The sequence below is a fragment of the Streptomyces sp. S465 genome, from assembly GCF_026898115.1.
GTDB classification, from domain to species: domain Bacteria; phylum Actinomycetota; class Actinomycetes; order Streptomycetales; family Streptomycetaceae; genus Streptomyces; species Streptomyces luomodiensis.
Map to the genome: position 1 here is coordinate 3,493,144 of NZ_CP114036.1, position 13,153 is coordinate 3,506,296.

General features: G+C 71.8%; 11 protein-coding genes. 5 read left to right on the forward strand and 6 right to left on the reverse strand.

The window, feature by feature from the left end; genetic code table 11:
- Window positions 1–4: 4 nt before the first annotated feature.
- From N6H00_RS14600 to iolC, 6 genes are all read right to left on the reverse strand, one after another.
- A complete protein-coding gene (locus tag N6H00_RS14600; protein WP_268972108.1) occupies window positions 5–460 on the reverse strand; it encodes a hypothetical protein in 456 nt (151 codons plus the stop codon).
- A gap of 247 nt (window positions 461–707) precedes the next feature.
- Window positions 708–2,204: a CoA-acylating methylmalonate-semialdehyde dehydrogenase gene (locus N6H00_RS14605; protein ID WP_268972109.1), complete on the reverse strand. Its 1,497-nt coding sequence runs from the start codon at window positions 2,202–2,204 to the stop codon at window positions 708–710.
- A 52-nt stretch (window positions 2,205–2,256) separates the two neighbouring features.
- Window positions 2,257–4,143, reverse strand: a complete 1,887-nt coding sequence (gene iolD, locus N6H00_RS14610; protein ID WP_268972110.1) for a 3D-(3,5/4)-trihydroxycyclohexane-1,2-dione acylhydrolase (decyclizing) — start codon at window positions 4,141–4,143, stop codon at window positions 2,257–2,259.
- Window positions 4,140–5,045, reverse strand: a complete 906-nt coding sequence (gene iolB, locus N6H00_RS14615) for a 5-deoxy-glucuronate isomerase (RefSeq protein ID WP_268972111.1) — start codon at window positions 5,043–5,045, stop codon at window positions 4,140–4,142. The genes iolD and iolB overlap by 4 nt, the downstream gene beginning before the upstream one ends.
- A 27-nt stretch (window positions 5,046–5,072) precedes the next feature.
- Window positions 5,073–5,960, reverse strand: a complete 888-nt coding sequence (locus tag N6H00_RS14620; RefSeq protein WP_268972112.1) for a Cgl0159 family (beta/alpha)8-fold protein — start codon at window positions 5,958–5,960, stop codon at window positions 5,073–5,075.
- Between the two features lie 87 nt (window positions 5,961–6,047).
- A complete protein-coding gene (iolC, locus tag N6H00_RS14625) occupies window positions 6,048–6,995 on the reverse strand; it encodes a 5-dehydro-2-deoxygluconokinase (RefSeq protein WP_268972113.1) in 948 nt (315 codons plus the stop codon).
- Between the two features lie 389 nt (window positions 6,996–7,384).
- On the opposite strand from iolC, the gene N6H00_RS14630 reads away from it, so the two are divergent.
- The 5 genes from N6H00_RS14630 to N6H00_RS14650 all read left to right on the forward strand — a co-directional run bounded on the left by N6H00_RS14630 (window position 7,385) and on the right by N6H00_RS14650 (window position 12,765).
- A complete protein-coding gene (locus N6H00_RS14630; protein WP_268972114.1) occupies window positions 7,385–8,305 on the forward strand; it encodes a sugar phosphate isomerase/epimerase family protein in 921 nt (306 codons plus the stop codon).
- A gap of 55 nt (window positions 8,306–8,360) precedes the next feature.
- Complete coding sequence (locus tag N6H00_RS14635; protein ID WP_268972115.1) at window positions 8,361–9,380, forward strand: Gfo/Idh/MocA family protein; 1,020 nt, start codon at window positions 8,361–8,363, stop codon at window positions 9,378–9,380.
- Between the two features lie 230 nt (window positions 9,381–9,610).
- A complete protein-coding gene (locus N6H00_RS14640; protein ID WP_268972116.1) occupies window positions 9,611–9,820 on the forward strand; it encodes a helix-turn-helix transcriptional regulator in 210 nt (69 codons plus the stop codon).
- A 284-nt stretch (window positions 9,821–10,104) separates the two neighbouring features.
- Window positions 10,105–10,371 (forward strand): heavy-metal-associated domain-containing protein, encoded by a 267-nt coding sequence (locus tag N6H00_RS14645; RefSeq protein WP_311039866.1) that lies wholly within the window; start codon window positions 10,105–10,107, stop codon window positions 10,369–10,371.
- An 81-nt stretch (window positions 10,372–10,452) separates the two neighbouring features.
- The gene (locus N6H00_RS14650; RefSeq protein WP_268972118.1) at window positions 10,453–12,765 is read left to right on the forward strand and encodes a heavy metal translocating P-type ATPase; all 2,313 of its coding nucleotides are present in this window, start codon (window positions 10,453–10,455) and stop codon (window positions 12,763–12,765) included.
- The last annotated feature ends 388 nt before the right edge of the window (window positions 12,766–13,153 follow it).

Consider the following 13,153-nt stretch of genomic DNA (forward strand, 5'->3'; position numbering starts at 1 on the left):
GGGATCAGTCCCCGGGGGCGCAGTCCACCTCCAGGAGCTGGAGCGGCCGGCTGCCGTCGAGGTCCACATACGCGGTGAAGGTCGCGGTCCGCGGCTCCTGAGCCCAGTGGGTGGTGATGGTCGCCCAGCCGACCCGCGCGGACTGGGCCGTGGTCACCTCGCCGACCTCGATGTCCGCCGGTTCGTTCTGCGCGCACAGCAGCAGGTCGTAGCCGGGCGTCTGGGCGATCCGCTCCTTGAGCTGGTCGGAGACCAGGTTCTCCCGCTCCCAGGGGCGCGGGCCGTGGTTGCCGTAGAAGCCCTCCAGGAAGTGGTGGATCTCCTCGGCGGTGTAGCGGCCGTTCGGGTCGGTCCGGTCGGTGGCCGAGGCGGGCGCCCCGGCGGCCAGGGCGAGTCCGAGGCCGAGCGCGGCCACGCAGCCGCCGGCCACCGCGGCGCGGGAACGAAGCGAACGAAGCATGACATATCCCCCTGTGTACGGTCGTGCGCCGATGATTCGCGCTGATTCGCCCCATGTTCGGGCGAGCACACAGGTAGACCCGTCAGCGGTCCGAAAGGTTGCCTCAACTGTCCCTGGGACATGGACACTCCCCACGCCGCCCGCTGTCCCCGTCCCCTGCCGGACCCGGGCCCGGCAGGGGACGGACAGCGGGGAGCCGGGGCGTCCCAGTGGTGCTCAGGGGCGCCTCAGTGGTGCTCAGGGCGCCTCAGTGGTTCTTCGGGAAGCCGAGGTTGATACCGACCTCCTCCGAGGGCTCCGGCCAGCGGGTGGTGACGACCTTGCCGCGGGTGTAGAAGTGCACCCCGTCGTTGCCGTAGATGTGGTGGTCGCCGAAGAGCGAGTCCTTCCACCCGCCGAAGGAGTGGTAGCCGACCGGCACCGGGATCGGCACATTGACGCCGACCATGCCCGCCTCGACCTCCAGCTGGAAGCGGCGCGCGGCGCCGCCGTCGCGGGTGAAGATGGCCGTGCCGTTGCCCCATTTGGAGCTGTTGATCAGCTCGATGGCCTCGTCGTAGGTCTCGGCGCGGACCACGCACAGCACCGGGCCGAAGATCTCGTCGCGGTAGGCGTCGGCGGTCGGCGGGACCTTGTCCAGCAGCGAGACGCCGATGAAGAACCCGCTCTCGTAGCCCTCGACGGTGTACCCGGTGCCGTCCACGACCACCTCGGCGCCCTGGGCGGCGGCCCCGTGCACATAGGAGGCGACCTTGTCGCGGTGCTCCTTGGTGATGAGCGGGCCCATTTCGGAGGCCGGGTCCATCCCGGGGCCGATCCGCAAGCGGGCCGCCCGGTCGGCGATCTTCTTCACCAGCTCGTCGCCGGTGTCGCCGACCGCGACCACGACGGAGACCGCCATGCAGCGCTCACCGGCCGAGCCGTAGGCGGCGTTGATGGCGTTGTCCGCGGCGAAGTCCAGATCGGCGTCGGGCAGCACCAGCATGTGGTTCTTGGCGCCGCCGAGCGCCTGCACCCGCTTGCCGTGCTCGACGGCCTTGGCCTGGATGTACTTCGCGATCGGCGTCGAGCCCACGAAGCTGACCGCCGCGACGTCCGGATGCTCCAGCAGCCGGTCGACGGCCACCTTGTCGCCGTTGACGACGTTGAGCACGCCGTCCGGCAGCCCCGCCTCGGTGGCCAGCTCGGCCAGCCGGTGGGAGGCCGAGGGGTCCTTCTCGCTGGGCTTGAGGACGAAGGTGTTACCGCAGGCGATGGCCACCGGGAACATCCACAGCGGCACCATCGCCGGGAAGTTGAACGGGGTGATGCCCGCGACCACGCCGAGCGGCTGGCGGATGGAGAACACATCGACCCCGGTGGAGACCTGGGTGGACAGCTCGCCCTTCAGCTTCTCGGCGATCCCACAGGCCAGCTCCACGATCTCCAGGCCGCGGGCCACCTCGCCGAGCGCGTCGGAGTGGACCTTGCCGTGCTCGGCGGTGATCAGCTCGGCGATCTCCTCGCGGTGGGCGTCCAGCAGCTCGCGGTACCGGAACAGGATCGCGCCGCGCTTGGCGAGGGACACCGACTTCCAGGAGGCGAACGCCTCCTTGGCGGCGGCCACGGCCGCGTCGACCTCGGCCACGGAGGCGAGGGCGACCTGGGTGTCCTGGGCACCGGTGGCGGGGTTGTAGACCGGGCCGTACGCGCCGGCCGTGCCCTCGGCGGTCGTGCCGCCGATCCAGTGGTTGACGGTCTTCATGGTGCGGGGCCTTTCTCCCGAAAACGTCTCTCGAAAACGTCTCTCGAAAACGTCAGAGGTGGCGGCGGCGTGCGGCGGCCTGCCGGTCGTAGTCCTCGCGGGCCTTCACGGCGGCGGGGCGGGTCGCGGTCTGGGCCACGGGCACGTCCCACCACGCCTGCGCCTCGGGTGCGCCCGGCGCCGTGCCGGCCGTCTCGGTCTCCACGTACACACAGGTGGGCCGGTCCGAGGCGCGGGCCGCGGCGAGCGCCTCGCGCAGCTCGCGCACGCTCTTCGCGCGCAGCACGTCCATGCCGAGCGAGGCCGCGTTGGCGGCCAGATCGACCGGGAGCGGATCGCCGGTGTACTGGCCGTCGGCCGCCCGGAAGCGGTAGGCGGTGCCGAACCGCTCGGCGCCGGTGGTCTCCGACAGACCGCCGATCGAGGCGTAGCCGTGGTTCTGGACCAGCACGATGTTGATGTTGATGCCCTCCTGGACCGCGGTGACGATCTCGGTGGGCATCATCAGATACGTACCGTCGCCGACCAGCGCCCAGACCGGGGTGCCGGGCGCCGCGAGCCGTACGCCGATGGCGCCGGGGATCTCGTAGCCCATGCAGGAGTAGCCGTACTCCAGGTGGTACTGGCGCGGGGAGCGGGCCCGCCACAGCTTGTGGAGGTCGCCCGGCAGCGACCCGGCCGCGTTGATCACCACGTCCTCGTCGCCGACGACCGCGTCCAGGGCGCCCAGGACCTGGGTCTGGGACGGGCGGGCGGTCTCGTCCCCGGCGGCGAAGGCGGCGTCCACCCGGCGCTCCCACGCGGCCTTGCCGGTGCGGTACTCGGCCTCGTACGTCTCGTCGACCCGGTGGCCCGCCAGCTCGGCGGTGAGCGCTTCGAGCCCGGCGCGGGCGTCGGCGACCAGGGTGGTGGCGCCCAGTTTGTGGGCGTCGAACGAGGTGATGTTGAGGTTGAGGAAGCGGACGGCCGGGTCCGCGAACAGGGTCGCGGAGGCGGTGGTGAAGTCGCTGTAGCGGGTGCCCACGCCGATGACCAGGTCGGCGGTGCGGGCGAGGCCGTCCGCGACGGCGGTGCCGGTGTGGCCGATACCGCCGATGTCGGCGGGGTGGTCGTAGCGCAGCGAGCCCTTGCCCGCCTGGGTGGAGGCCACCGGGATGCCGGTGGCGTCGACGAGGGCGCGCAGGCTGTCCTCGGCCTCGCTGTGATGGATTCCGCCGCCCGCGACGATCAGCGGCCGGCGGGCGGCGCGGATCGCCTGGGCGGCGGCGGCCACCTCGGCCGCCTCCGGGGCGGGGCGGCGGACCGGCCAGACCCGGTCGGCGAAGAACTCCTCGGGCCAGTCGAACGCCTCGGCCTGCACGTCCTGCGGCAGGGCCAGGGTGACGGCGCCGGTCTCGGCCGGGTCCGCCAGCACCCGCATGGCCTGGAGCGCGGCCGGGATCAGCGCCTCGGGGCGCACCACCCGGTCGAAGTAGCGGGAGACCGGGCGCAGCGCGTCGTTCACCGAGATGTCGCCCGCGTACGGCACTTCGAGCTGCTGGAGCACCGGGTCGGCGGGGCGGGTGGTGAAGATGTCGCCGGGCAGCAGCAGCACCGGCAGCCGGTTGACGGTGGCGAGCGCGGCACCGGTGACGAGGTTGGTGGCGCCGGGGCCGATGGAGGTGGTGACGGCCTGGGCGGCGAGCCGGTTGTTGTGGCGGGCGTAGCCGACCGCCGCGTGCACCATCGCCTGCTCGTTACGGCCCTGGAGGTACGGCATCGTGTCCGGCCCGGACTCCAGCAGCGCCTGGCCGAGCCCGGCCACATTGCCGTGGCCGAAGATGCCCCAGGTGGCGTTGATCAGGCGCCGGCGCCGCCCGTCCCGCTCGGTGTACTGGTGGGCCAGGAACTCCACCAGGGCCTGGGCGACGGTCAGCCGTCGCACTGCCGAAGCGTTCATCGCGGGTCTCCAGCGGGTGCGTGGGTCAGGGGCAGTCGGGGGTCGACGGGCTGGTCCGGCCAGGTGGAGCGGATCCAGCCGTGCTCGGGGTGGTCGCAGATCAGCCAGGCGCGCTCCGCTCCCGGGCCCGCCATGACGTTGAGGTAGTACATGTCGTGGCCGGGGGCGGCGATGGAGGGGCCGTGCCAGCCGTCGGGGATCAGGACGGTGTCACCGGAGCGGACCTCGGCGAGGACGTCGGTGCCCCGGCCGTGGCCCGAGGGGGAGACCCGCTGGTAGCCGACGCCCTCGGTGCCGTGGGCCTCGGCGATCTCGAAGTAGTAGATCTCCTCCAGCTCGCTCTCCTCGCCGGGACGGCGCTGGTCGTGCTTGTGCGGCGGGTAGGAGGACCAGTTGCCGCCCGGGGTGAGCACCTCGACGGCGATGAGCTTGTCGCACTCGAAGACGCCGGCCGCGCCGAAGTTGTTGACCTGGCGCGAGCAGGTGCCGCTGCCGCGCAGCTCGACGGGGACGGCGGAGGCCGGTCCGTAGCGCGCTGGCAGCCGGCGCTCGCAGCGGGCGCCGGTGAGCGCGAAGCGGCCGCCGGCACCGGCGGCGATCCGCGCGTGGGAGTCGCGCGGCAGGTAGGCGAAGTCGCTCACCCCGCTGAACACGCTGTCCCGGCCGTGCAGTTCGAAGGTCTCGCCCTCGGCGGTCACGGTGCAGCCGCCGCTCAGCGGCAGCACGATCCACTCGCTGTCACCGGTGTCCAGGGAGTGCGAGCCACCGGGCGGCAGCTCGAGGACGCGCAAGCTGGAGTAGCCCCAGCCGGCCCGCTCAGGGTCGATGTCCACGGTGTAGGGCCCGTCGGCCGCCTGGCCGGCCCGCAGATGGAAGCCGGGGAACGGATCGGTGGTGGTCATGGCGTGCAGTCTCTGCCTTTCGTCACGTCACAGCAGGCCGACGGCGGTGTCCACGGCGGTGGCGACACTGCCCTCCGCCGGGTAGAGCAGGGAGCGCCCGACGACCAGTCCCTGCACGGTGGGCAGGCGCAGCGCCTTGCGCCACTTCTCGTACGCCTCCTCCTGGTCCTGCGGAGACTTGCCCACGTCGCCGCCGAGCAACACCGCCGGCAGGGTGCTCGTCTCCATCACCGCCGCCATCTCGTCGGCGTCCCTCGTGACCGGCACCTTCAGCCAGGTGTAGGCGGAGGTGCCGGCGAGCCCGGAGGCGATGGCGATGGACGTGGTGACGGCCTCGGCGCTCAGGTCGTTGACGACCTTTCCGTCCACCCGGCGGGAGATGAACGGTTCGACGAAGACGGGCAGCCGCCGCTCGGCCATCTCGTCGATGGCGCGGGCGGCGGAGGCCATGGTGGTCAGCGAACCGGCGTCGGCGTAGTCGATGCGCAGCAGCAGCTTGCCGGCGTCGAAGCGGAGCCGGGTCAGGTCCTGGGGGCGGTGCCCGGTGAACCGGTCGTCGAGTTCGAAGGAGGCCCCGGCGAGGCCGCCGCGGTTCATCGAGCCCATGACGACCTTGCCGTCGAGGGCGCCGAGCAGCAGCAGGTCCTCGAGGATGTCGGCGGTGGCGAGCACCCCGTCGACCCCGGGCCGGGACAGCGCCACGCACAGCCGCTCCAGCAGCTCGACCCGGTTGGCCATGGCCAGCTTGTGGCCGCCGACGGCGAGGGCGCCGCGCGCCGGGTGGTCGGCGGCCACGATCATCAGACGGCCGCTGTCCCCGATCAGGGGGCGGCGGACCCGGCGGGCGGCCGCCTCGGCGATGGCCTCCGGGTGCCGGCTCCGCACCGTGACGAGGTCCGAGATGCTGATGCTCACAGTAGTTCCTCGCATTCGCGATTCATGAGGGTCACCCGGGACTCGGGCACCGCGTGACCGGACGGGGGGAAGGGCTGACGGCTGTGGTCAGTTCCCCGCCAGCAGGGCCTCGACCTCTGCTTCGGTGGGCATCGCGGAGGAGCAGGCGAGCCGGGAGGCGACGATGGCGCCCGCGGCGTTGGCGTACCGCATGATCTTCTCCAGGGGCAGGTCCGAGAGCAGCCCGTGGCACAGGGCGCCGCCGAACGCGTCGCCCGCGCCGAGGCCGTTGACCACCTCGACCGGGACGGGCGGGACCTCGGCGGTGGTGCCGTCGCGGTGCATGGCGAGGACGCCGCGGGGGCCCTGTTTGACGATGGCGAGCTCCACACCCGCCTCCAGCAGCCCCTGCGCGCACGCCTTGGGCTCACGCGCCCCGGTGGCGATCTCGCATTCGTCGACGTTGCCGACGGCGACGGTCGCATGGCGCAGCGCCTCGGCGTAGAAGGGGCGGGCGGTTTCCGGGTCGGCCCAGAACATCGGCCGCCAGTCCAGGTCGAAGACGGTGGTGCCGCTCTTGGCGCGGGCGGCGAGCGCGGCGAGGGTGCTGGTGCGGCTGGGCTCCTCGCTGAGTCCGGTGCCGGTCATCCAGAAGATCCGGGCGGCGCGGATGGCGTCGAGGTCCAGCTCATCGGAGTGGATCTCCAGATCGGGCGCCTTGGGGCGGCGGTAGAAGTACAGCGGGAAGTCGTCGGGCGGGAAGATCTCGCAGAAGGTGACCGGGGTGGGGTACCGCTCGACGGGGGTGACGAAGCGGTCGTCCACCCCGAAGGCCCGCAGCTCCTGGTGGATGTAGTCGCCGAACGGGTCCGCCCCGGTGCGGCTGATCACCGCGGAGCGGTGGCCGAACCGGGCCGCGGACACCGCGACATTGGTCGCCGAGCCGCCGAGGAACTTTCCGAACGATTCGACCTGCGGCAGCGGCACACCGGTCTGAAGCGGATAGAGGTCCACTCCGATGCGGCCCATCGTGATCAGGTCGTACGGCTCACTCATGCCTGCCCCTTCGGGAAAGACGCAGCTCAGGGTCTGGTGCTCAGGATCTGGTGGTGCGGAACTCCGGGACGGACCCGGCCCTACAGGTCTAGACGCGCTCCCCTTACAGTGTCAAGACTTTGTCCTTACATTATGACGTACTTCCCGCACGGACTGGCGGGCGGGCGTTATGGCGCCGCCACGTCCAGATGAAATATTGTCCTGCCAAATCCCGGACGCACGACAGGCGGGAGGACAGCCCGCGAGGCGAACGCGGTGCGCGAGGACCCCTTCTCACTGACCAGACATCCGAATGTCCTGACGAAGTCTTGACGGCCGACCGTCCGGCCGGTGAAGCTGCCCAAAGCAGTGCGACGCGGGCACCCAGCACACCGAGGAGACCCTCTGCCATGACTGCCGACGCCTCCCCCGCACCCGTCCTGGACCGCATCCGGGTCGGCTCGGCCCCCGACTCCTGGGGGGTGTGGTTCCCCGACGACGATCAGCAGGTCCCCTGGCAGCGCTTCCTCGACGAGGTCGCGGAGGCCGGCTACGAGTGGATCGAGCTGGGACCGTACGGCTATCTGCCCAGCGATCCGGCCCGGCTCACCGAGGAGACCGGACGGCGCGGCCTCAAGGTCTCCGCGGGCACCGTCTTCACCTCGCTGCACCGCGGCCCCGAGGTCTGGGACGCCACCTGGGAGCACGTCTCCCAGGTGGCCGAGCTGACCCGGGCGATGAACGCGGGACACCTCGTGGTCATCCCCTCCTTCTGGCGGGACGACAAGACCGCCGAACTGATCGAGCCCCCGACGCTCACCGCCGAGCAGTGGCACCACCTGGCCTCCGGGATGGAGCGGCTCGGCCGCGAGGTGCGGGAGCGCTTCGGACTCGACATCGTCGTCCACCCGCACGCCGACACCCATATCGACACCGAGGAGAACGTGGCCCGCTTCCTGGACGCCACCGACTCCGACCTGGTCAGCCTCTGCCTGGACACCGGCCACTACGCCTACTGCGGCGGCGACAGCGTCAAGCTGATCGAGACCTACGGCGAGCGCGTCGGCTATCTCCACCTCAAGCAGGTCGACCCGGAGATCCTCGCCGACGTGGTCAGGAACGAGGTGCCGTTCGGCCCCGCCGTCCAGCGCGGCGTCATGTGCGAACCGCCGAAGGGCGTTCCGGAGCTCGGACCCGTGCTGACCGCGGCCCAGCAGCTGGATGTGGACCTGTTCGCCATCGTCGAGCAGGACATGTACCCCTGCCCGCCCGACCAGCCCTTCCCCATCGCCGAGCGCACCCGGCGCTTCCTGCGCTCCTGCGGCGCCTGACCATCCGTTCGCCACACGGCCCGTTCGCCGGCAGAGAGAGAAGAGAGACGAGGCTATGACGCAGCAGGGGACGCTCGGGGTCGCCGTCATCGGGACCGGCACGATGGGCGCCGACCATGTCCGCCGCATCAACGACGTGATCAGCGGCGCGCGGGTGGCCGCCGTGGTCGACATCGACGAGGCGCGGGCCAAGGCGGCGGCCGACACCGCCGACGGCTGTCAGGCGTTCACCGACCCGGCCGCCGCGCTGGCCGCGCCCGGCGTGGACGCGGTGCTGATCGCCTCGCCGGGACCCGCGCATGAGGCCGCGCTGCTCAGCGCGTTCGAACACGATCTGCCGGTGCTGTGCGAGAAGCCGCTCACCCCGGACTCCGCGTCCGCGCTGCGGGTGCTGGAGGCCGAGCAGCGGCTCGGCCACCGCCGGGTCCAGGTGGGCTTCATGCGCCGCTACGACACCGAGTTCATGAAGCTCAAGGCGCTGCTGGCGGGTGGCGAGCTGGGCCGGCCACTGCTGCTGCACTGCCGGCACCGCAACGCCTCGGTCCACTCGTACTTCACCAACGAGATGATGATCAGCGACTCCGTGGTGCATGAGATGGACCAGTCGCGCTGGCTGCTGGAGCAGGAGATCACCGCGGTCACCGTGCTCAAGCCGGCCCCCAGCTCGCTGTCCCCCGAACCGCTCAGCGACCCCCAGCTGGTGATCTTCGAGACCACCGGCGGCGCGCTCGTCAATGTGGAGATCTTCGCCACCTGCGGCTTCGGCTACCAGGTCCAGGCGGAGGCGGTCTGCGAACGGGGCACCGCCCGCGTCGGCGACGCCCACGGCATGCTGGTCAACCGGCCCGGCACCTGGGGCGGGGAGATCGCCCCCGACTTCGTGGCGCGCTTCGAGGAGGCGTACGACCGCGAGGTGCAGACCTGGGTGAACGCCACCCGGCGCGGGGAGGTCGAGGGGCCCAGCGCCTGGGACGGCTATGCCGCGGCCGCCGTCTGCGAGGCCGGGATCCGGGCCCAGAGCACGGGCCGGCGCACGGCCGTCGAGATGATCGAACGCCCCGCCTTCTACCGCTGACGCCCCGCGGGCCGACCGCCTCCCCGTCCGGCCCGCCGCCGCTGTCACCCGAATGTCACAGCCGTCACATCTCCACCCGTCTTCCGTCACAGGTGCTCAACAGCCCCTGGCCCTCCTTCACGCAGCGTCGTTGACCGGGCACAGGCTGATGGAATGTGAGCAGGCGCGCCGTGGCTCCCCCGACGGCCCCACTGGGCCGTGGCCGTGGCACCTGCGGAAGGGCATGAGAGATGACCGACCGGAGGCTGTGGTCCTACAGGGAGATCGCCGCGCATATCGGTGTGCAGACCAACACCGTACGGTCCTATCGCAAACACGGCCTGCTGCCGCCCCCCGATCTGGTGGAGGGCGGCAAGCCGTACTGGTACGCGGACACGATCCGCTCCTGGGTGGTCCGCAGACCCGGCAACCGCCGCGCCCGACGCGACGCCGAGGATTAGCGGCGCTGTAGCTCAACGGTGCCTTGGCTCAGCGGTGCCGAGGTTCAACGGTGCCTTGGCTCAGCGGTGCCGAGGTTCAACGGTGCCGAGGCCGCCCCGTACCCCCGCGCCACCCCCGCCCCCCGCACACCGGGCCGAGGCGGAGTGCGCGCGGGCGTGGCACGGCGGGGTGCGCGCGGGCGCGACACACCTTTCGCGGACCGGCGCACCACCAGCTTCCGGAAATACCCCCTAGGGGTATAGAGTTGGCAGTGTCAGGAGACGCTGGGGCCATCCGGCGCCTCCTGCGCACCGACCGTCACGCTCACCCCACACAGGAGAACCCCATGAGCTCCGAGGCTGTCACCACCGTCTACCAGGTGACCGGTATGACCTGCGGCCACTGCGAAGGCGCCGTATCCGAGGAGATCGGGGCCCTCGACGGGGTCGACTCCGTCAAGGCCGTGGCCTCCACCGGCCAGGTCACCGTGGTCTCGACCGCACCGCTGGACGACGAGGCCGTCCGCGCCGCCGTGGACGAGGCGGGCTACGAGCTCGTCGGCCGGGCCTGAGCCCACCCATCCCCCGCCGGGCCGCACCGCCCTGCTCATACAGCCGCCGTACGGCCCGGCCCTCCTCCCAGGAGACCAGACATGACCAGCACGGCTCCCCATGCCGGGCCCGCCGCCGACAGCACGGCGACGGCCGGCGGGCACCCCTCGCAGGTCGAGCTCGCCATCGGCGGTATGACGTGCGCGTCCTGCGCCGCACGCGTCGAGAAGAAGCTCAACCGCCTCGACGGCGTCACCGCCACGGTGAACTTCGCCACCGAGAAGGCCAAGGTGTCCTACGCCGAGGGGATCGAGGTCGCCGACCTGATCGCCACCGTCGTCAGAACCGGGTACACCGCCGAGGTGCCGCGCCCCGCGGTACCCGAGCCACGCACCCCCGAGGGCAGCGGCGCACCGGAGACCGACCGGCGCGGTGAGGGCGAACCGGGCTCCCTGCGCCACCGCATGCTCGTCTCCCTCGTGCTGTCCCTGCCCGTCGTGGTGCTGGCGATGGCGCCTGCGCTCCAGTTCGACAACTGGCAGTGGCTGTCGCTCACCCTCGCCGCGCCGGTCGTCGTCTGGGGCGGCGCGCCCTTCCACAAGGCCGCCTGGACGGGCGTCCGGCACGGCGCGGCCACCATGGACACCCTCGTCTCCATCGGCACCCTCGCGGCCCTCGGCTGGTCCCTGTGGGCACTGTTCTTCGGCCACGCGGGCATGCCGGGGATGCGGCACGGCTTCGATCTCACCGTCTCCCGGACCGACGGATCGTCCTCGATCTACCTGGAGGCGGCCGCCGGGGTGACCACCCTCATCCTCCTCGGCCGCTATTTGGAGGCGAAGTCCAAGCGACGGGCGGGCGCTGCGCTGCGCGCGCTGCTGGAGCTCGGCGCCAAGGACGTGGCCGTCCTGCGCGGGGACGGTGAGGTACGGATTCCCGTCGGCGAGCTGGCGGTCGGCGACCGCTTCGTGGTCCGTCCCGGTGAGAAGATCGCCACCGACGGCACGGTGGTCGAGGGCTCCTCCGCCGTGGACGCCTCGATGCTGACCGGCGAGTCCGTACCGGTGGACGTGGTGCCCGGCGACCCGGTCGCGGGCGCGACCGTCAACACGGCGGGCCGGATCGTGGTCGAGGCCACCCGCGTGGGCGCGGACACCCAGCTGTCCCGTATGGCCAAGCTGGTCGAGGACGCGCAGAACGGCAAGGCCGAGGTGCAGCGCCTGGCCGACCGGGTCTCGGGGATCTTCGTGCCGATCGTGCTGGTGATCGCCGTGGGCACCCTGCTGGGCTGGCTGCTCACCACCAGCGACGCGGCCGCCGCCTTCACCGCGGCGGTGGCCGTCCTGATCATCGCCTGCCCGTGCGCCCTGGGCCTGGCCACCCCGACCGCGCTGATGGTCGGCACCGGCCGCGGCGCCCAGCTGGGCATCCTGATCAAGGGTCCCGAGGTGCTGGAGTCGACCCGCCGGGTGGACACCGTCGTCCTGGACAAGACCGGCACGGTGACGACCGGACAGATGCGGCTGCACGAGGTCGTGACGGCACCCGGCGTGGACGAGCAGGAGCTGCTGCGGCTCGCGGGCGCCCTGGAGCACGCCTCCGAGCACCCGATCGCCCGAGCCATCGCGGACGGCGCGGCCGAGCGGACGGGCATCCTCCCGGCACCCGCGGACTTCCGGTCCGAGCCCGGCCTCGGCGTCCAGGGCGTGGTGGACGGCCACGCGGTGCTGGTCGGCCGCGAGAAGCTGCTCGGCCAATGGGCCATCGAACTGCCCGAGGACCTGGCGGCCGCCAAGGCGGCGGCCGAGTCGGAGGGGCGCACGGCGGTCGCGGTGGCCTGGGACGGCCAGGCGCGCGGCGTCCTCCTGGTGGCCGACGCGATCAAGGAGACCAGCGCCGAGGCCATCGCCCAGCTGCGCGCGCTCGGCCTCACCCCGGTCCTGCTGACCGGGGACAACCGGCTCGTCGCCGAGTCGGTGGCCCGCGAGGTCGGCATCGACGACGTCATCGCCGAAGTACTGCCGCAGGACAAGGTGGACGTGGTGAAGCGGCTCCAAGGCGAGGGCCGTACGGTCGCCATGGTGGGCGACGGGGTCAACGACGCGGCCGCCCTGGCCACCGCCGACCTCGGACTCGCGATGGGCACGGGCACGGACGCGGCCATCGAGGCCGGGGACCTGACCCTGGTCCGGGGCGACCTACGGGTGGCGGCCGACGCGATCCGGCTGGCTCGCCGGACGCTCGGCACCATCAAGGGCAACCTCTTCTGGGCGTTCGGCTACAACGTCGCCGCGCTGCCGCTCGCGGCGGCCGGACTGCTGAACCCGATGATCGCGGGAGCCGCCATGGCGTTCTCGTCGGTGTTCGTGGTGACGAACAGTCTGCGACTGCGCACCTTCACAGCGTCCACATAGATTCACCAAGTCCCCATAAGCCGCACAACACCCATACGGCGGAGCCTCGATCTTCAAATCGAGGCTCTTGCCCTTTTACCGCCCATATGGCAAGAGACGCAGATCACAGACGACCCAACGTAACCATCGCGGGGGGTCGCGAGTCTAATGGGACGGTGGGGATTCGTCTTGGGGGACGCATCCTGCTACGCGTGGCCGGGGCGACGTACTCGGGGAGCTTTGAGCGGCCCTCCCGTAGGTACCCGTCCCGGCAGATCGCGTCACCATAAGGCCCGCGAGGGCCCGTGGACGCCCGGCCGGATCCCGTGGGGGGAATCCGCTCCGGGGCAAGGGAAGCGCCCCGCTCCGACCCGTGGGGGGATCGGAAGCGGGGCGCTTCTCGCTTGTT